Raw genomic sequence first — 17,818 nt, 5'->3', positions numbered from 1 at the left:
GTGCACCCAGCGTGACCTACAGTCGGAAGCCCTTCAACGGACAAACGGCTGAGGGAGAGTTGTGGTCCATCGCAAGGTGCTTGAGCCGGACAGCGGGCCTTTGGCGGCGTACGGGGCACGTGTGCGCAGGTTGCGCGAGGAACGGGGCTGGACGCAGGAGGAGCTGGCGGCCCGTACGAAGTACTCCAGCAAGCACATCTCCGCCGTGGAAACTGGCAGCCGACCCTCAACTCTCAAATTTTCGGGAGCTCTCGACGCGGCGTTCGGACTGACGGGGACGGATCAGTCGTTCGACCGCGAGTGCCAGCAGCTGCGGCACGGCGTGCTCATGGAGGGCTTCCCGGAGTACGTCCACCAGGAGCGCAGGGCCATCGAGATCCGTCTCTTCGAGATCGGTCTCGTCCCGGGGCTCCTGCAGACGCCGGAATACGCTCAGGCGTTGGCCGACGCCTCGGTGGCGCGCGGAGCGGCAAGCGCGGACCAGGCCGCCGGGCGCCTGACCTTCCTGTTCGAGCGTCAGCAGATCCTGGAACGGGAGCGACCGCCGATGCTCTTGGTCGTAATGGACGAGAGTTGCATCCGCCATCTGGTCGGTGGTCCTGACGTCATGGCGGCGCAGCTTCGTCGGTTGGCGGAGTTCGCGGCGCGGCCCTACACGGTCCTCCAGGTCGCGCCGTTCGCCCTCGGGGAGCGGCGTTCGTTCAACCGGCCCGTGACCCTGCTGACCCTGCCCGATCGGTCCGTGCTCTCCTACGCCGAGTCGCAAGCCCAGGGCAACCTGGAGCGGGAGAGCGGAGCCGTGACGTCCATGCTCACGCATTACCATCAACTCGCGGCGGAATCGCTCTCCCAGGCGGACTCCGTGGCCATGATCGAGGAAGCACGAAAGGGCATGTTGTGACCCCCCATTGGTTCAAGTCTTCCTACAGTGCCGACGGCGGACAGTGCGTGGAGGTCGCCCACAACCTCGTCCCCACCCACAACCTCGTCCCCCTCCGCGACTCGAAGGTCCCGGCTGGTCCCACCCTCACCGTCTCCGCCGCCGTCTTCACCGCCTTCATCGAATCCGTCAAGCGGTGACCGGCGGCGCCGTTCCGCCGCGCGACCGCGCGCAGCGCATCGCGGACGTACGGGACCGCCTGGAGCGGGAGGTGGACCTCTGGGTCGCCTCCGCCGGTCCCGACGGCCTGCCCTACCTCGTGCCGCTCTCGTTCTTCTGGGACGGGGCGGACGTCTGGCTCGTCACCCGGGCGGCCAACCCCACCGGTCGCAACCTCGCCGCCCACCCCCGTACCCGTCTCGCCCTCGGCGACACCAGGGACGTCGTCCTGCTCGACGGCGAGGTCACCACGTACACGCACGACGAGGTCCCGGCGGAGGCCGCCGACGGCTTCCACGCCAGGACGGGCTGGGACGCGCGCCGTTCGGGTCCGGCCTACCGCTGGTACCGCGTCCGCCCGACGGACCTCCAGGCATGGCACGAGGAACCCGAGCTGGCGGGACGGCAGTTGATGACGGACGGGGAGTGGGCCGACGCCTGACGGGCGCACCGGGTCTGGTAGAACACGCGCATGACCTACAGGTTCGTGGCGAACGTCGCCTACGGCTGGCACCAGGAGCTTCCCCCGGGCATAGGCGTCCCGACGGCCGGAATCGCCGAGTCGGAGGGCGACGAGGGCTTCGCGCTCGAATTCCAGGGCGGCGTCGAGGAGCCGGACGAGCAGGCCGTCCGCCTCGGCATGGACTCGTACTGCGTCGTCACCCCCGACCAGAACGCCGCGTACGGATGCGTGCGCACGGTGGAACTGGAGCGCAACCTCCTGCGGGTCACGTTCGACCCCGCCGCCCTGGACGACCTGGAGTTGGACGATCCCGTGGTCGAGGCGGTCCTCAACGCGCCGGCCGAGGACGTGGCCCGCATACGAGACGCGCTCATCCACGCGCTCAGCTACGGCCGCTCCGCCGCGCTGCCGATCGTGCTCGTGGTCTGAACCGGCGGGTCGCTGCCCCGGCCACCGGGCCGTTGGTCCGGTCGGTTCAGTCGTCCCGATGAGCGCGGCGAGCAGCTCCGCGTCGTCGGCGGCCTCCTCGAGGAGCCGGAAATGCGGATGCGGGGGAGTGGGGGCGGGGCGTAGCCTGCCGCGCATGTCCAGTCCCGAGGCATCCAGAGTGGGGGGCTTTCGGTCACGCCGTCAGCCCCTGAGCCTCCGCATCCCCTGAGTCGGTGAACAGGCACCGGCCCCCCCGCAGCGCTCAGCGCCGTGCGGGCGGTCGGGCGTGTCCGCGCGTCCCGAGGGGGCGGGGGAAGCGGGCCGACGGCGGTGACGCGACGACGTTCTTCGTCCTTCTCGTCTCGTCCCCTCCCGCCTCGCCTCGGAGTTCTTTGTGGCACTTCCCCTTCCCCTTCCCCTGTATCTGCTCGCCCTGGCCGTCTTCGCCATGGGCACCTCGGAGTTCATGCTCGCCGGTCTGCTGCCGGACCTCGCCCGCGACCTGGGGGTGAGTGTCGGTGCCGCCGGGGCGCTGACCTCCGCCTTCGCCGTCGGCATGGTGATCGGCGCGCCGCTGATGGCCGTGCTCGCCAGGAGGTGGTCCGGGCGGTCCGGGCTGCTCGTCTTCGTGGTGGTCTTCCTCGGCGCGCATGTCGTCGGTGCCGTGACGACCAGCTTCGCCGTCCTGCTCGTCAGCCGGTTCGCCGCCGCCCTCGCGAACGCGGGCTTCCTCGCCCTCGCCCTCACCGCGGCCACCGCCATGGTCCCGGCGGACCGCAAGGCGCGGGCGCTCGCCGTGCTCCTCGGCGGGACGACCGTCGCCACCGTGGCCGGCGTCCCCGGCGGCGCGCTGCTCGGCTCGCTCGCCGGATGGCGGGCGGCGTTCTGGGCGGTGGCGGCGCTGTGCGTGCCCGCCGCGCTCGGCGTCCTGCGGGGCGTTCCCGCCGGCCGTGGCGAACGGGCCTCGCTGCGGGCCGAGTTCCGTGTGCTGCGTACGCCCCGGCTCGTACGGGTCATGGTGCTCGCCGCGCTGGTGAACGCCGCCACCTTCGGCGCCTTCACCTTCCTCGCGCCGGTCGTCACCGGGCCGGCCGGGCTCACCGCGCCCTGGGTCTCCGTGGCCCTCGTGCTCTTCGGCGCGGGCTCCTTCGCCGGGGTCACCCTGGCGGGGCGGTTCGCCGACCGGCACGCGGAACGGCTCCTCGCCGTCGCCGGCCCGCTGCTCCTCGCGGGCTGGCTCGCGGTCGCGGTGCTGGCGGACCGTCCGGCGGCCCTGCTGGCGCTCCTGCTGGTCCAGGGGGCCCTGTCGTTCGCCCTCGGCGGGACGCTCATCGCCCGGATCCTCTACGAGGCGGCCGGGGCGCCCGCGCTCGCCGGGGCCTACGCCACGGTCGCCCTCAACGTGGGGGCCGTGGCCGGGCCGTTGCTCGCGGCGCCGGTCCTGGAGCGGCCGACGGGGCCGTTCCTGCTGAGCGCGGGGCTCGTCGCGGCCGCGCTCGCCGTCGCCGTCGTCAGCGGTAGTCGTCGGGGTGGTCCTGCATCCACGTGTTGATGAAGTCCCGGGTGCCGATCAGTTCCTTCTTGTACTTCGCCAGGTTCTCGAAGGAACTGTCCCCGGCGAGGGTCCTGTTCAGCTCCGCGATCCTGGCGATCGGCTCGGGGAAATGACCGGGACCCTTCGGGTCGGACTTCATGGCCATGTCCATCTCCTGGATCTCCTTGTTGACGCGGCCCAGGAAAGAGGAGCAGTCCGTCGTGCAGGAGTCGTAGAGCGTGGCCTGGAGGGTCGCGAAGGCGTCGCGGACCTTCTCGCCGGAGAAGGGCGCGTACGGGTCGGCCGATCCGGCCGCGGTGGGGGGCAGGGAGTCGTCGGGCAGGGCGTCGGTGGCCTCGGGCGCGGCCGTGGGCTCCGCCGACGCCGTCGCCGACGCGCTCCCGGCCCCCGCCGCGGCCGTGGCGGAGGGACGGGGAAGCTCCACCGTCCGGTCCGGCTCCGGCGTGGTCACGCACGAGACGGCGAGTGCGGCGAGTGCCGCCGCGAGCAGGGCGGAGCGGCGTACGGACGTCGTGCTGGTCATGGGACCCCCAAGTGGACGATCGAGAGAGCCTAGCCGTCTTGACCCGCCGCGTTGTCGGTGCGGCTGATCGGGAGGAAGCACGACGGTCTGCGCCGAGGCGACTTCGGCGTCTTCGCGATCGGCGGCAACCTTCACGCCGTCGGCGGCGACAGAGACGTAGCCCCTGTCCCGGGGCGCGGAAGGAGGCGACCGTCGCCGTGGGCCCCGAACCGGAACGTCCCCCGGACGACCCGGCCGCCGGGCTCGTCCGCCGACGCGCGCACCGGGCCGCCCTCACCCTCGACCGCTTCGGCGCCGCCGTCCTGGAGGAGCACCCATGAACGGACCCGCGCACGGCACCTGGGAGCCGTCGCCCGCCACTCGCCGGGGAGAGGACGCCTTGGTCGTCGGGAACGGTCGGCACGGGGCCCTGGTGTACGGCGACCCCCGGGACGACCGGGTGATCGTCACCCACCACACCCTCGTACGCCCCGACCACCGGCCCATCGACGCCGAACCGCCGCAGTGGATCCAGTCCTCCCACCCCGGCTTCCGGACCCGCGTCCGCGCCGACGACGTGACCGCCGGCCCCGGGGCGCGGCGCGCGGTCGACCTCGCCACCGGGGTCGTCACCGCCACCGCCGGCGAGCGCACCAGCCGGGTCCTCGTCTCCCGGGCCGACGACGTCCTCGTCCAGTACGTCACCGAGCCCGGCCCCCGCGTGCGCGTCGAACTCGACCACCGCCTCGACGGCGCCCCGCCCGGCCTCACCGCCGCGCGCGGCATCGCCACCGCCCACGGCGAGACCGTCCTCACCCTGAGGGTCGGCTGTCCCGGCGCGAGCCACGGCTACACCGGCGTCACCCTCGTCGTCGCGGACAGCGGCCGGACCACCCTCACGGATCGGGGCATCCGCGTCGACGGCGCCGGTCGGCTCCTGCTGCTCACCCGGCTCCGGCGCCACGACGGCCCGTACGACCCCGCCGGGGCGACCGCCGCCCTGCGCGCGCTCACCGGTGAGGACGGGCCCGCCGCCGCGTACACCCGGCTCCTCGACCGGCACACCGCCCTCCGGTGAGCCGCAGGCGGGCGGCGGACCGGAACCGGCCCGCGCGGTCAGCCTCAGGACCGCCCGCAGCGCTTGACGGAGGGGCCACGGCCATCGACAGAACGGTTCAGTATTGACACTGAACTGGTCGGTGTAGTTCAGTCGTCGGCGGAGGCGGCGCGCGCGGCACGGGCGGCGCATGCGACAGGGGCGGCTCGGCCGCCGTACCGGACGAGGGAGGCGGAGAGATGTTCGCGGTGATCTACCGGTGGAAGGTGCGGCCGGGGCGGGAGCAGCAGCTCATGGACGGCTGGCATCGGGTGACCCTGGCGATCCATCAGGAGTGCGGCAGCTACGGCTCCCGCCTCCACCGCTCGGATGACGACACCTGGGTGGCGTACGCCCGCTGGCCCGACCGCGAGACGCGCGAGAAGTGCGGGACCCCGGACCCCGAGGGCGAGGCGATGATGCGCGAGGCGATCGCCGAGTACTTCCCCGAGACCCGCCTCACCCTCGTCGACGACCTCCTCGCCGAGCCGGAGTTCGAGACCCCCTGAGGGGGCCGTACGGCGGGTGCGCGCCGGACTCCCTTGAGGAGTCCGGCCCTTGACCTGAGTTTCTACCGGTGGGCGAGCCAGTTCGCGGCCGGCAGCAGTCTGCTGTCGTAGTCGAACAGCGCCTGGTTCTCCCAGGCGTTGCCCGACGACGGGTCGGTCGGGTCCCAGCCGTTGCCGGTCGCCGCGGTCCAGGCCGGCTCCCAGTAGACGACGCCGAGCCCGCGGCCGCCCGGGACGGCCTCCACCACGTTCATCACGTCGCGCAGCCACGCCGACTGGCCCGCCGGGGAGGCCGGGTAGCCGGAGACCAGCTCCGAGGGCAGGTCGATGATGTTCTCGTGCGCGTCCTCGCTGTCCAGGCGGAAGGGGTACGCCGTCTCCGCGACCAGCACCTTCTTGCCGTAACGGGCCGAGATGTCGTCCAGGTTGGCCTGGAGCGAGGACAGCGCCCCGTGCCAGTAGCCGTAGAAGGACAGCGCGATCACGTCGTAACTCACGCCCTGCGCCTTGGCGTTGTCGAACCAGGTGCGGTACAGCGCGTTGTCGCCGCCGTTCGCCAGGTGGAGCGCGATCTGGGTCGTGGGCGACACCGCCTTCGCCGCCGAGATGCCGGAGTTCAGCAGCCCCGCGAGCTGCGTCCAGTTGCTCGTCGAGCCCTCCGGCCACAGCATGCCGGTGTTGATCTCGTTGCCGATCTGCACCATGTCGGCCGTGGTGCCCTGCGCCCTCAGCGCGTCGAGGACGTCGAACGTGTGGTGGTACACGTCCGCCTTCAGCTGCGGGTACGAGTGCCCGGCCCAGGCGGCGGGCTTGCTCTGCGCGCCCGGGTCGGCCCACACGTCCGAGTAGTGGAAGTCCACCAGCAGCTTCATGCCCTGCGCCTTGATGCGCTGCGCGGTGGCGAGGACCCGGGCCTTGTCGTTGTAGCCGTCGGCAGGGTTCACCCACACCTTCAGCCGGCCGTAGGTGGCGCCCGCGCCCTTGAGGAGCGCGACCGGGTCGCCGGTCGTCCCCGAGGCGTTCTTGTACGTGGCGCCGAAGTCCTCGTTCTTCTTGAGGGCGGACAGGTCCACGCCCTTCACGGCGAGCCCGGTCGAGCCCGGGGTGAAGGCCAGGTCGTCGACGTTGAGCCAATTGCCCGCGTTGGCATCGGAGTTGACGCTGATCGTGCAGCCGCCGCCGACCACCCTGACGGAGGTCACGACCCGTATCCAGGAGCCGGTCGTCACCGGCAGGTCGGTGCGCTGCTCGGCGGAGCCGCAGTTGCGCAGGGCGAGGTAGGCCGCCTTCTGGCCGCCGCCGGAACGCACCCAGGCGCTCAGCGTGTACGTGCCGTCGGCGAGCCCGCTGAGGTACTGGTACGTCTCCACCTTGTAGGCGGACGACGACCAGTGCGACAGCCGGTACCCGCCGCCGCGGCCGCCGGCATGGGAGAACGAGGCCGCGTTCTGTCCGGCGGCCGAGTAGGTGGACCAGCCCGACGGCGTCGCCGTGCCGGTCCCGTCGGCCTCGAAGCCGGTGTTGGTGAGCGTGCCGGCGGCCACGGCCTGCCGTGCGGGCAACGGCCCGAGCGACAGCCCCGCGCCGAGCGCGGTGACGAGAACGGCGGAGCGAAGCCGGAAACGGCCTCGGACGATACGCATCGCCGATGTCCCTTCGACGGTGACGGATGGGGGAGTGGTGGTGCGGTGGCGCCGTTCCTCGGGGAGATCGGGGGCCGGCCCCGTGACGGGGCCGGGTGCGGGGCCGGGGGCCGCGGGTCCGTCAGTCGTCCAGTCGGACGACCCTGGCGCCGCCCGCCGGGACGGTGAGGGTGCCGCTCGCCCCGGTGCCGGTGAGGAGGTCCGTGCCGGTGCCGTCCAGGGGGACCTTCGCCTCCTCGGGGGTGTGGTTGAGGGCGAAGAGGTAGTGGCCGTGGGCGCCGGACCGGCGGACGACCTCCACGTCGTGCGGGATGCCGACGCGGGTCGGGAGGCCCGCGTCCTCGGACGCCGCCGCGACGATCGCGTCCAGGGAGGCCGCGTCGAGGCGGGTGGAGACGTACCAGGCGGTGCCCCGGCCGAGGCGGTGCCGGGTGACGGCGGGGCCGCCGGCGGCGGGGCCGTCCGCGTACGTCCAGACGGTCTCGGCCCCGCGCGGGCGGACGAACTCGGTCCACAGGTCGGCGGTGAGCGCGGCCCCGCCGGGGCCGGTGAGGCGGACCTGCTGGTGGTCCAGGAGCGGCGACCACTCGTCGACGGTGAGGCCGAGGACGTCCCGCAGGGCGCCGGGGTAGGCGCCGGGGTGGACGGCGTCGTGCTCGTCGACGATGCCGGAGAAGTACGAGACGACGAGGGTGCCGCCGTTCTCCACGTACTCCCGCAGGTTCTGCCCGGCGGCCTCGGTCATCAGGTACAGCGCGGGGACGACGACCAGCGGGTAGGCGGAGAGGTCGGCCTCGGGGTGGGCGAAGTCCACCGTGAGGTGCCGGTCGTAGAGGGTCTCGTAGAAGCTGTCGGCGCGCTCGCGGGCGTCGTGGGCCTCGTGCGGCCGCCACTCCAGCCGCTGCGCCCACCAGGACTGCCAGTCCCACAGCATGGCCACGTCCGGGACGGTCCGGCTGCCCCGGATCTCCTCCAGGGCGCCGAGGCCGGCGCCGAGCTCGACGACCTCGCGCCAGATCCGGGTGTCGGTGCCGGCGTGCGGCACCATCGCCGAGTGGAACTTCTCGGCGCCGCGCCGGGACTGCCGCCACTGGAAGAACATGGCGCCCTCGGAGCCGCGGGCGACGTGGGCGAGCGAGTTGCGGGCCATCTCGCCGGGCCGCTTGGCCGGGTTGCGGGGCTGCCAGTTCACGCCCGAGGTGGAGTGCTCCAGGAGCAGCCAGGGCGCGCCGCCGGCGACGGAGCGGGTGAGGTCGGCGGCCATGGCGAGGTTGACGTGGGTGCGGCGGCCGTCGGTGATCAGATAGTGGTCGTTGGTGACGACGTCCACCTCGCGGCCCCAGGCCCAGTAGTCGATCGCGTCGCACTGGCTGAGGGCGGTCATGAAGTTGGTGGTGACCGGGACGCCCGGGGACAGCTCGTGGAGGATGTCCCGCTCCGCGCGGAAGTTCTCGCGGAGGGTGGCGTCGGCGAAGCGCCGGTAGTCGAGTTGCTGGGCCGGGTTGCCGGCGGTCGGGGTGGTGCGGGGCGGCAGGATCTCCTCGTACGCGCCGTACCGCTGGCCCCAGAACGCGGTGCCCCACGCCTCGTTCACCGCCTCCACGGAGCCGTACGTGCCGTCCAGCCAGCGCCGGAAGTGCCCGGCGCAGCCGTCGCAGTAACAGGCGCTGACGGGGACGCCGTACTCGTTGTGGACGTGCCAGAGGGCGAGCGCCGGGTGGTCGGCGTACCGGCGGGCCAGCTCGGTGGTGATCCGGGCGGCGGCCTCGCGATAGGCGGGGGAGCTGTGGCAGATCGCCCCGCGCGAGCCGTACGTGTGGCGGACGCCGTCGGCGGTGACCGGCAGCGCCTCGGGGTGCGCGCGGTAGAACCAGGCGGGCGGCGCGACCGTGGGGGTGCCGAGGTCGACCCGGACGCCGTGCGCGTGCAGCAGGTCGAGGACCCGGTCGAGCCAGCCGAAGTCGTACCGGCCCCGCTCGGGCTCCAGGAGCGCCCAGGAGAAGATTCCGACGCTCACCATGGTGACGCCGGCCTCCCGCATCAGCCGTACGTCCTCCTGCCAGACGCCCTCCGGCCATTGCTCGGGGTTGTAGTCCCCGCCGAACGCGAGCCGGGTCAGGCCCTTGGGGGTCGTGGCTGGCATGGGTCTCTCCTGAGCGCCGGTGAAACGGAAGGGGGTGTTCGGTGGCCGTATCTGTGAACGTACACACACCACATTTCGAAGTGGCAACGCAACATAACCGCACAGGAACAACCATTGACAAGTGTCCGGAACGTTTCTCTACTGTGAACGCTCACAGATGCATGGTCGGCCTCTCCGTCCGATGGAGAGGCCCCTTTCGGTCAGGGAGAACCCACCCATGCCCCAGATCACGCGCCGCAGCCTCGCCGCCGCCACCGCCGTCCTCCTCGGCGCCACCGCGCTCACCGCCTGTGGATCCTCCGACTCCGGCGACGAGGCGGGCGCCGGGTCCGGCCCCGTCGAGCTCACCTACTGGGCGTGGGCCCCCGGCATGGACAAGGTCGCCGCGCTCTGGAACGCCAAGCACCCCGACGTCCGCGTCACCGTGCAGAAGCAGGCGTCCGGCGACGACCTGGTCACCAAGATCATCACGGCGGCGAAGGCGCACAAGGGCCCCGACCTCGTCCAGGCCGAGTACCAGGCCCTGCCGACCCTCGTCAGCAACGACGCCCTCGCCGACATAGCCGGCGAGGTCAAGGGCGTCGAGAAGCAGTTCGCCCCCGGCATCTGGCAGCAGACCACCTTCGGCGGCGACGCCGTCTACGCCCTGCCGCAGGACTCCGGCCCGCTGATGTTCTTCTACCGCGAGGACCTGTTCGAGCAGTACGGCCTCACCGTCCCCACCACCTGGGGCGAGTTCGCCGAGACCGCCCGCGCGCTGAAGAAGAAGGACCCGAAGAAGGCCCTCACCACCTTCTCCGCCAACGACTCCGGCCTCTTCGCCGGCCTCGCCCAGCAGGCCGGCGCGAAGTGGTGGACCTTCGAGGGCGACGCCTGGAAGGTCGGCATCGACGACGCCGCCACCCGGAAGGTCGGCGACTTCTGGGGCGGCCTGGTCGAGGAGGGCGCCATCGACAACCAGCCGATGTACACCCCCGCCTGGAACAACGCCCTCAACACCGGCGAGCAGATCGCCTGGGTCTCCGCCGTCTGGGCCCCCGGCACCCTCACCACCGCCGCCCCCGCCACCAAGGGCAAGTGGGCCATGGCCCCCCTCCCGCAGTGGAGCAAGGGCGAGAACGCCACCGGCAGCTGGGGCGGCTCCTCCACCGCCGTCACCACCGACTCGCGGCACAAGGCGGCCGCCGCCCGGTTCGCCACCTGGCTGAACACCGACCCCGAGGCGCTGGCGGCCCTCGTCAAGGAGAGCGGCATCTACCCCGCCGCCACCGCCGCCCAGACCAGCGGCGCCCTCGCCAAGGCCCCCGACTACTTCGCGAACCAGCCCGACTTCTACCCCAAGGCCGCCGAGATCGCGAAGACCACCGCCCCCGCCGCCTGGGGCCCCAACGTCAACGTCGCCTACACCGCCTTCAAGGACGAGTTCGGCAAGGCCGCCAAGGCGAGGACGAAGGCCGCCTTCGGCGCCGCCCTCACCACGCTCCAGGCGACCACGGTCGCCGACCTCGACAAGCAGGGCTTCGAGGTCGCGAAGTGACACAGCCCCCCGAGGGCGCGCGCCGGTCGTACGGGGCCGAGGCGGTCCCGTACGCCCTCCCGTCGCCCACCACCCCTCTCAGACGGGCCCGCAGCGCCCCCTACTTCTTCCTGCTCCCCGCCGCCGTCCTCTTCGTCCTCTTCTTCGCGCTGCCCATCGGCTACGCGGTCTGGCTCAGCTTCCACAGGACCGAGATCAAGGGCAACGGCCTCGGCAAGGGCGCCAAGTCCGAGGTCTGGGCCGGGCTGGAGAACTACGCCTCCGCCCTCACCGACGCCGAGTTCCTCGCCAGTGCCCTGCGCGTCCTCGGCTACGGCGCCATCGTCGTTCCCGTGATGCTCGGCCTCGCCCTCTTCTTCGCCCTCCTGCTCGACTCCGCGCGCGTCCGGGGCCGCTCCTTCGCCCGGCTCGCGATCTTCCTCCCGTACGCCGTCCCCGGCGTCATCGCCGCCGTCCTCTGGGGCTTCCTCTACCTCCCCGACGTCAGCCCCCTCCACCACCTCCTGGAGAAGGCCGGCCTCCCGCAGCCCGACCTCATGGACGGCGGCCCGCTCTACCTCGCGATGTCCAACATCGCGGTCTGGGGCGGCACCGGCTTCAACATGATCGTCATCTACACCTCGCTGCGCTCCCTGCCCGCCGAGGTCTTCGAGGCCGCCACGCTCGACGGCTGCTCCGAGCTGCAGATCGCGCTCCGCATCAAGATCCCGATGGTGGCGCCCTCCCTGGTCCTCACCTTCTTCTTCTCGATCATCGCCACCCTCCAGGTGTTCAACGAGCCCACCACGCTCAGGCCGCTCACCAACGGCATCCCCTCCACCTGGAGCCCCCTGATGAAGGTCTTCAACGACGCGTTCACCGGCGGCAACATCTACGCGGCCTCCGCCACGGCCGTCGTCCTCGCCCTGGCCACCTTCGTGCTCTCCTTCGCCCTCCTCAGGATCTCCAACCGCCGCACCACACAAGGAGCCAGCCGATGACCGGGCCCTCCTCCCCGACGCTCCGCAAGGCGGCCCCCGCCGCCGGCACCACCCCCGGCGTCCCGCAGGGCCCTCCTCCCGCCTCCGGCGGGGGGACCCCGAGCCCCCGCCGCACCGCGCTGCTGCCCACCGCCGCGCTCGTCCTCGGCGCCGTCTACTGCCTGCTCCCGGTCGCCTGGGTCGTCGTCGCCGCTACTAAGGCCGACGACGAGCTCTTCTCCACCTTCAGCTTCCTCCCGGGCAGCGGCTTCACCGACAACCTCGGCGACCTCACCGCCTACCGGGACGGCATCTACTGGCGCTGGATGGGCAATTCCGTCCTCTACGCCGGCCTCGGCGCCGTCCTGTCGACCGTGGTCTCCGCCTTCGCCGGCTACGCCCTCGCCGTCTACCGCTTCCGAGGCCGCGAGCTCTTCTTCAACGTCATGCTCACCGGCGTCCTCATGCCCCCGGTCATCCTCGCCATCCCGCAGTACCTGCTCATGGCCGAGGCCGACCTGACGGACAGCTACGCCTCCGTGCTGCTGCCGCTGATCCTCTCCCCGTACGGCGTCTACCTCGGCCGCGTCTACGCCGAGGCCGCCATCCCGAGGGAGCTCGTCGAGGCGGGCCGCATGGACGGGGCCGGCGAATGGCGGATCTTCGCCCGGATCGCCGTCCCGATGCTCGCCCCCGGCCTGGTGACGATCTTCCTCTTCCAGTTCGTCGCCATCTGGAACAACTTCCTGCTGCCGTTCATCATGCTCGGCGACGACGAGAAGTTCCCCATGACCGTCGGCCTGTTCACCCTCCTCAAGCAGGGCGCCAGCCAGCCCGCCCTCTACACCCTCGTCATCACCGGCGCGCTGCTCGCGATCGTCCCGCTGATCGCCCTCTTCCTCGTCATCCAGCGGTTCTGGAGCCTCGACCTGCTGTCGGGCGCCGTAAAGTCCTGAGCACAGGGGAACGAGGGGAAACACCGAGCATGAGCACAGCAGCGAGCAGGCGCCGCCCGGCCACCATCCACGACGTGGCCCGCGAGGCGGGCGTCTCGCGCGGCACCGTCTCCCGCGTCCTCAACGGCGGTCACTACGTCAGCCCGGCGGCGAAGGCGGCCGTCGACGCCGCGATCCGAAGAACGGGCTACGTCGTCAACCGGCACGCCCGCTCGCTGATCACCGGCAGGTCCGACTCCGTCGCCTTCCTCCTGACGGAACCGCAGGAGCGCTTCTTCGAGGACCCCAACTTCAACGTCCTCCTGCGCGCCTGCACCCAGGCCCTCGCCGACCGCGACATCCCGCTGATCCTGATGATCGCCGGCACCGAGGACGAACGCCGCCGCAACCTCCGCTACATCGAGGCCGGCCACGTCGACGGCGTCCTCCTCGTCTCCAGCCACTCCGGCGACCCCGTCGTGGCCCGGCTGCACGAGGCCGGCGTGCCCGTCGTCGCCTGCGGCAAGCCGCTCGGCCAGACCACCCGCATCGGATACGTCGCCGCCGACGACCGCGACGGCGCCCGCGAGATGGTCCGCCACCTGTACGCCACCGGGCGGCGCCGGATCGCCACGGTCACCGGCCCGCTCGACACCCCCGGCGGCGTCGAACGGCTCGCCGGCTACCGCGAGACCCTCGCCGAGTGCGGGCTCACCGTCGACGAGGACCGGATCGTCACCGGCGACTACAGCCGCGCCAGCGGCGCCGAGGCCGCCCGCACCCTCCTGGAGCGCGCCCCCGACACGGACGCCGTCTTCGTCGCCTCCGACCTGATGGCCCAGGGCGTCCTGGACGTCTTCGCCCGGGCCGGCCGACGGGTCCCCGAGGACATCGCCGTCGGCGGCTTCGACGACTCCCCGGCCGCGCACGACTCCCAGCCGCCGCTGACCACCATCCGGCAGCCCTGGGACCGGATCAGCGCCGAGATGGTCCGCACCCTCCTCGCCCGGATAGCGGGCGAGGACCCGGCGACCGTCATCCTCCCCACGGAGCTGGTGGTCCGCGACTCCGCCTGAGCGCGCCCGTCCGTCCGGGACACCGAGGAGCCGCTCCAGCCTCACCGCCCGCCGACGCTTCCCCGGCGGGGGCGCGGGCTCAGCGCCGGACGCCGAGCAGGTGCTCCAGCGCCAGCTGGTCCAGCCGCTCGAAGGCCATCGAACGCGCGGCGGCCGCGTCCGCGTCGAAGGTCTCGTAGGCCGTCGGGTCGGCCAGCAGCTCGGCCAGCCCCTCGGCGGCGGTGGGCACGGACAGCTCGGGCAGCCGGGACGCGGCGAGGGCCGCGACGACCTCCGGGTCGGCTCGGAACTCCGCCGCCCGCTCCTTGAGGATCAGGTAGTTGCGCATGCAGTTCTTCGCCGACTCCCAGACGCCGTCGACGCCGTCCGTGCGCACCGGCTTGAAGTCGAAGTGGCGCGGGCCCGTGTAGCCGGCCGACTCCAGCAGGTCCACCAGCCAGAACGCCTGGCGCAGGTCGCCGGCGCCGAAGCGGAAGTCCTGGTCGTACTTGATGCCGGACTGGCCGTTGAGGTCGATGTGGAACAGCTTGCCCGCCCACAGCGCCTGCGCGATGCCGTGCGGGAAGTTCAGCCCCGCCATCTGCTCGTGGCCCGTCTCCGGGTTCACGCCCACCAGCTCGGGCCGCTCCAGGCGCTCGATGAAGGCGAGGGCGTGGCCGATGGTGGGCAGCAGGATGTCGCCGCGCGGCTCGTTCGGCTTCGGCTCGATCGCGAACCGCAGGTCGTAGCCCTGCTCGGTGACGTACTGGCCGAGGAGGTCGAACGCCTCCTTCATCCGGTCCAGGGCCACCCGCACGTCCTTCGCCGCGCCGGACTCGGCGCCCTCGCGTCCGCCCCAGGCGACGTAGGTGGTGGCGCCGAGCTCGACGGCCAGGTCGATGTTCCGGATCGTCTTGCGCAGCGCGAAGCGGCGGACGTCCCGGTCGTTGGCGGTGAAGGCGCCGTCCTTGAACACCGGGTGGGTGAAGAGGTTGGTGGTGGCCATGGGGACCTGGAGTCCGGTGCGGTCGAGGGCGTCCCGGAACCGCTTCACGGTGGCCTCGCGCTCCGCCTCGGGCGCGCCGAAGGGGATCAGGTCGTCGTCGTGGAAGGTGACGCCGTACGCCCCGAGCCCGGCCAGCCGCTCGACCGACTCGACCGGGTCCAGGGCCGGGCGGGTCGCGTCGCCGAAGGGGTCGCGGCCCTGCCAGCCGACGGTCCAGAGGCCGAAGGTGAAACGGTCCTCGGGGGTGGGGGAGAAACGCTCGGGCATGGTGGATTCCTTCTCCTCGCGACCTGGCGGCCGGATTTGTTTTCTGAGATAACTAATACGCCACCGACCCCGGCGGCGCCAGACCCGCGAGCCGCGCAGATGCGGAGAAGAGAGGTGAGGGCGTGCCCGTCAGCCGCTCCGTCGTGATCGGCGTGGACAGCTCCACGCAGTCCACGAAGGCCGTCGCCGTCGACACCACCACCGGCGAGGTCCTGGGCCTCGGCCGCGCCCCGCACACCGTCACCGGCACCGGCGGCGCCCGCGAGAGCGACCCCGACCAGTGGTGGACCGCCCTGGTCGCCGCCGTCCGCGCGGCGGTACGCGACGCCGGCGTCGCCCCGGAGGCCGTCACCGCCCTCGCCGTCGCAGGCCAGCAGCACGGACTCGTCGCCCTCGGCGCCGACCGCCGGCCGCTGCGCCCGGCCCTCCTCTGGAACGACACCCGCTCCGCCCCCCAGGCCGTCGCCCTCACCGACCGCCTCGGCGGCCCGAAGGCGTGGCTCGACCGCACCGGCTCCGTCCCCGTCGCCTCCATGACCGCCGCCAAGTGGCAGTGGCTGCGCGACCACGAGCCCCACCACGCCGAGGCCACCGCCGCCGTCCGCCTCCCGCACGACCTCCTCACCGAACGCCTCTCCGGCGAGGCCCTCACCGACCCCGGCGACGCCTCCGGCACCTGCTGGTACTCCACCGCCGACGGCGCCTACGACCCCGCCCTCCTCGACCTCCTCGGCCTCGACCCCGCGATGCTGCCGACGGTCGCCCCGACCGGCGCCGCCCGCGCGGGCACCCTCACCGAGGCCGCCGCCGACGCCCTCGGCCTGCCCCGCACGGTCGTGGTCGCCGCCGGCACCGGCGACAACATGGCCGCCGCCGTCGGCCTCGGCCTCGGCGCCGCCGGCCTCCTCGACCACCCCGTGGTCAGCCTCGGCACCTCCGGCACCGTCTACGCCGCCACCGGCACCCGCCCCGCCGACCCGGCCCTCGCCGGATTCGCCGCCACCGACGGCACGTACCTGCCCCTCGGGTGCACCCTCAACTGCACCCTCGCCGTCGACCGGTTCGCCACCCTCCTCGGCCTCGACCGCGAGGACGTGCTCCCCGGCGGCGAGACGGTCGTCCTCCCGTACCTGGACGGCGAGCGCACACCCGACCTCCCCGCCGCCTCCGGCCTCCTCACCGGCCTGCGCCACACCACCGACCCCCGCGCGGTCCTCGGCGCCGCCTACGAAGGCGCCGCCTTCACCCTGCTGCGCGCCCTCGACGGCCTCCTCGCCGCCTGCGGCCTCGACCCCGCCGACCCCGCCGTGCGCGACCGCCCGCTCCGCCTCATCGGCGGCGGCGCCCGCGGCCGCGCCTGGACGGACACCGTCCGCCGCCTCTCCGGCCGCCCCCTCGTCCTCCCCGCCGCCACCGAACTCGTCGCCCTCGGCGCCGCCGCCCTCGCCGCCGGCGCCGCCACCGCCGAGGATCCGGTCGCCCTCGCCACCGCCTGGGGCACGGGCGCCGGCGAGACCCTTCCGGCCGTCGCCCGCGACGAGGAGACGTGGGGCCGCATCGAGGGGGTGCTGGGGGCGGCGGCGCCCGGGCTGCTGGCCTGAGGGCGGGGGCGCGGTTGGATCCAAGATCCAAGATCCAAGAGATTGGATCCAAGAGATTGGATCCCGGACATTGGGTCCAAGATCCCGGACATTGGATCCAAGATCCTGGACCTTGGATCCAGGATCCAACCGCGCCCCCACCCGACTGGCGCCCCTCCCCGCCCCCGGGCGACCATGGTGACGGAACGACCGTGCGGGGCCCGCACGCCCGGGAGGCGCCGTGGCACACACCAGCGGATCAGCGGCGGGCGACGCCGGCGGGACGGCCGTGCTCGTCGTGGGGGCGGGGCCGGTGGGGCTCACGGCGGCGCTGGAGCTGCGCCGGCAGGGCGTGGACTGCCGGATCGTCGACCGGCTGCCCGAGCGGCTGCCGTACGCCAAGGCCGTCGGGGTCCAGCCGCGCACGCTGGAGGTCTGGGACCGGATGGGCGTGGTCCGGGCGGCGCTGGAGGCGGCGGTCCCGATGCGGGGACAGTACGTGTTCGTGGACGGCGTCGAGCAGGGCCGCCACGACCTGGCGCTGCCGCCCGAGGTGCCGTACGGGTTCGCCGCCCTGCCCCAGTACGAGACCGAGCGGCTGCTCGAAGAGGCGCTGGCGCGCCACGGCACGTCCGTCGAACGCGCCACGACGCTCGACGCGTTCGAGCAGGACCAGGACGGCGTCACGGCCCGTCTGACCGACGCCTCCGGAGCCCGGGAGGAGCTGCGGGTCGGCTACCTGGTGGGCTGCGACGGCGCGCACAGCACCGTGCGCAAGGGGCTCGGACTCGCCTTCGAGGGCGGCGCGTTCCCGGAGGAGTACATGCTCGGCGACGTGGAGGTCGACTGGGACCTCCCCGAGGGGTACGGCCTGCGCTCGATGCGCCTCGACGGCACCGGGGCCGTCGACGACGTCCTCGTCTGCATCCCGCTCCCCGGCCGCCACCGCTACCGGATGTCGATGCGGGTGCCGCCCGGACTCTCCGTCCGGGACACCGGAACCGCCGCCGCCGAGGCCGCCGTCGCACACGGCCTCGGCG

18 protein-coding genes are annotated in these 17,818 nt (G+C 72.9%); 14 read left to right on the top strand and 4 right to left on the bottom strand.

What is annotated here, in order from left to right; genetic code table 11:
• The first annotated feature begins 61 nt into the window (after positions 1–61).
• From ACFW1I_RS16645 to ACFW1I_RS16625, 5 genes are all read left to right on the top strand, one after another.
• Positions 62–901, top strand: a complete 840-nt coding sequence (locus ACFW1I_RS16645) for a Scr1 family TA system antitoxin-like transcriptional regulator (RefSeq protein WP_384670336.1) — start codon at positions 62–64, stop codon at positions 899–901.
• Positions 898–1,080 (top strand): DUF397 domain-containing protein, encoded by a 183-nt coding sequence (locus tag ACFW1I_RS16640; protein ID WP_384670334.1) that lies wholly within the window; start codon positions 898–900, stop codon positions 1,078–1,080. The genes ACFW1I_RS16645 and ACFW1I_RS16640 overlap by 4 nt, the downstream gene beginning before the upstream one ends.
• Complete coding sequence (locus tag ACFW1I_RS16635) at positions 1,077–1,541, top strand: pyridoxamine 5'-phosphate oxidase family protein (protein ID WP_384670333.1); 465 nt, start codon at positions 1,077–1,079, stop codon at positions 1,539–1,541. Before ACFW1I_RS16640 ends, ACFW1I_RS16635 begins: the two co-directional genes overlap by 4 nt.
• Before the next feature lie 30 nt (positions 1,542–1,571).
• Entirely contained in the window at positions 1,572–1,991 is a 420-nt protein-coding gene (locus tag ACFW1I_RS16630) for an Imm10 family immunity protein (protein ID WP_384670331.1), read from the top strand.
• A 394-nt stretch (positions 1,992–2,385) separates the two neighbouring features.
• Positions 2,386–3,543 (top strand): Cmx/CmrA family chloramphenicol efflux MFS transporter, encoded by a 1,158-nt coding sequence (locus ACFW1I_RS16625; RefSeq protein WP_384670329.1) that lies wholly within the window; start codon positions 2,386–2,388, stop codon positions 3,541–3,543.
• On the opposite strand, the gene ACFW1I_RS16620 is transcribed toward ACFW1I_RS16625, so the two are convergent.
• Positions 3,503–4,069 carry a hypothetical protein gene (locus tag ACFW1I_RS16620; protein WP_384670327.1) on the bottom strand — a complete coding sequence of 189 codons (567 nt, stop codon included), beginning with the start codon at positions 4,067–4,069 and terminating at the stop codon, positions 3,503–3,505. The two genes, ACFW1I_RS16625 and ACFW1I_RS16620, sit on opposite strands and share 41 nt — an antisense overlap.
• A gap of 197 nt (positions 4,070–4,266) precedes the next feature.
• Between ACFW1I_RS16620 and ACFW1I_RS16615 the strand changes: the two genes are divergently transcribed.
• The 3 genes from ACFW1I_RS16615 to ACFW1I_RS16605 all read left to right on the top strand — a co-directional run bounded on the left by ACFW1I_RS16615 (position 4,267) and on the right by ACFW1I_RS16605 (position 5,653).
• On the top strand, positions 4,267–4,389 hold the full coding sequence (locus ACFW1I_RS16615) for a hypothetical protein (protein WP_384670326.1): 123 nt from the start codon (positions 4,267–4,269) through the stop codon (positions 4,387–4,389).
• Positions 4,386–5,126: a hypothetical protein gene (locus tag ACFW1I_RS16610; protein ID WP_384670324.1), complete on the top strand. Its 741-nt coding sequence runs from the start codon at positions 4,386–4,388 to the stop codon at positions 5,124–5,126. Before ACFW1I_RS16615 ends, ACFW1I_RS16610 begins: the two co-directional genes overlap by 4 nt.
• Before the next feature lie 218 nt (positions 5,127–5,344).
• A complete protein-coding gene (locus ACFW1I_RS16605) occupies positions 5,345–5,653 on the top strand; it encodes a putative quinol monooxygenase (protein ID WP_384670322.1) in 309 nt (102 codons plus the stop codon).
• A 62-nt stretch (positions 5,654–5,715) separates the two neighbouring features.
• Here the strand turns inward: ACFW1I_RS16605 and ACFW1I_RS16600 are convergent, their stop codons facing one another.
• Together ACFW1I_RS16600 and ACFW1I_RS16595 are read right to left on the bottom strand one after the other, a co-directional pair.
• On the bottom strand, positions 5,716–7,296 hold the full coding sequence (locus ACFW1I_RS16600; RefSeq protein WP_384670321.1) for an arabinogalactan endo-beta-1,4-galactanase: 1,581 nt from the start codon (positions 7,294–7,296) through the stop codon (positions 5,716–5,718).
• A gap of 121 nt (positions 7,297–7,417) precedes the next feature.
• The gene (locus ACFW1I_RS16595) at positions 7,418–9,439 is read right to left on the bottom strand and encodes a beta-galactosidase (RefSeq protein WP_384670319.1); all 2,022 of its coding nucleotides are present in this window, start codon (positions 9,437–9,439) and stop codon (positions 7,418–7,420) included.
• Positions 9,440–9,656: 217 nt separating this feature from the next.
• Between ACFW1I_RS16595 and ACFW1I_RS16590 the strand changes: the two genes are divergently transcribed.
• From ACFW1I_RS16590 to ACFW1I_RS16575, 4 genes are read left to right on the top strand one after another with little or no spacing between them, the layout of a single operon-like run.
• Positions 9,657–10,976, top strand: a complete 1,320-nt coding sequence (locus ACFW1I_RS16590; protein WP_384670318.1) for an ABC transporter substrate-binding protein — start codon at positions 9,657–9,659, stop codon at positions 10,974–10,976.
• Entirely contained in the window at positions 10,973–11,956 is a 984-nt protein-coding gene (locus ACFW1I_RS16585; RefSeq protein WP_384670317.1) for a carbohydrate ABC transporter permease, read from the top strand. The genes ACFW1I_RS16590 and ACFW1I_RS16585 overlap by 4 nt, the downstream gene beginning before the upstream one ends.
• A complete protein-coding gene (locus ACFW1I_RS16580; RefSeq protein ID WP_384670316.1) occupies positions 11,953–12,891 on the top strand; it encodes a carbohydrate ABC transporter permease in 939 nt (312 codons plus the stop codon). The genes ACFW1I_RS16585 and ACFW1I_RS16580 overlap by 4 nt, the downstream gene beginning before the upstream one ends.
• A gap of 29 nt (positions 12,892–12,920) precedes the next feature.
• Positions 12,921–13,946, top strand: coding sequence for a LacI family DNA-binding transcriptional regulator (locus ACFW1I_RS16575; protein WP_384670315.1), 1,026 nt, complete (start codon positions 12,921–12,923; stop codon positions 13,944–13,946).
• A 79-nt stretch (positions 13,947–14,025) separates the two neighbouring features.
• Here ACFW1I_RS16575 and xylA read toward each other — a convergent pair whose 3' ends face one another.
• Positions 14,026–15,198, bottom strand: a complete 1,173-nt coding sequence (gene xylA, locus ACFW1I_RS16570) for a xylose isomerase (protein WP_384670314.1) — start codon at positions 15,196–15,198, stop codon at positions 14,026–14,028.
• Between the two features lie 122 nt (positions 15,199–15,320).
• On the opposite strand from xylA, the gene xylB reads away from it, so the two are divergent.
• Positions 15,321–16,799 carry a xylulokinase gene (gene xylB / locus ACFW1I_RS16565; RefSeq protein WP_384670312.1) on the top strand — a complete coding sequence of 493 codons (1,479 nt, stop codon included), beginning with the start codon at positions 15,321–15,323 and terminating at the stop codon, positions 16,797–16,799.
• A gap of 220 nt (positions 16,800–17,019) precedes the next feature.
• The coding region (locus ACFW1I_RS16560) for an FAD-dependent monooxygenase (protein WP_384670310.1) at positions 17,020–17,818 on the top strand (799 nt) is incomplete at its 3' end.

Source organism: Streptomyces sp. NPDC058955 (assembly GCF_042741435.1).
In the GTDB taxonomy this organism is placed as follows: domain Bacteria; phylum Actinomycetota; class Actinomycetes; order Streptomycetales; family Streptomycetaceae; genus Streptomyces.
This window is presented reverse-complemented; position numbering and strand designations above follow the sequence as displayed.

Excerpts from the sequence above, each read along its gene's own strand:
- ACFW1I_RS16630 (WP_384670331.1), top strand. The coding sequence starts at position 1,572 with ATGACCTACAGGTTCGTGGCGAACGTCGCCTACGGCTGGCACCAGGAG.
- ACFW1I_RS16620 (WP_384670327.1), bottom strand. The coding sequence starts at position 4,069 with ATGACCAGCACGACGTCCGTACGCCGCTCCGCCCTGCTCGCGGCGGCA.
- ACFW1I_RS16610 (WP_384670324.1), top strand. The coding sequence starts at position 4,386 with ATGAACGGACCCGCGCACGGCACCTGGGAGCCGTCGCCCGCCACTCGC.
- ACFW1I_RS16605 (WP_384670322.1), top strand. The coding sequence starts at position 5,345 with ATGTTCGCGGTGATCTACCGGTGGAAGGTGCGGCCGGGGCGGGAGCAG.
- ACFW1I_RS16600 (WP_384670321.1), bottom strand. The coding sequence starts at position 7,296 with ATGCGTATCGTCCGAGGCCGTTTCCGGCTTCGCTCCGCCGTTCTCGTC.
- ACFW1I_RS16595 (WP_384670319.1), bottom strand. The coding sequence starts at position 9,439 with ATGCCAGCCACGACCCCCAAGGGCCTGACCCGGCTCGCGTTCGGCGGG.
- ACFW1I_RS16590 (WP_384670318.1), top strand. The coding sequence starts at position 9,657 with ATGCCCCAGATCACGCGCCGCAGCCTCGCCGCCGCCACCGCCGTCCTC.
- ACFW1I_RS16580 (WP_384670316.1), top strand. The coding sequence starts at position 11,953 with ATGACCGGGCCCTCCTCCCCGACGCTCCGCAAGGCGGCCCCCGCCGCC.
- ACFW1I_RS16575 (WP_384670315.1), top strand. The coding sequence starts at position 12,921 with ATGAGCACAGCAGCGAGCAGGCGCCGCCCGGCCACCATCCACGACGTG.
- xylA (WP_384670314.1), bottom strand. The coding sequence starts at position 15,198 with ATGCCCGAGCGTTTCTCCCCCACCCCCGAGGACCGTTTCACCTTCGGC.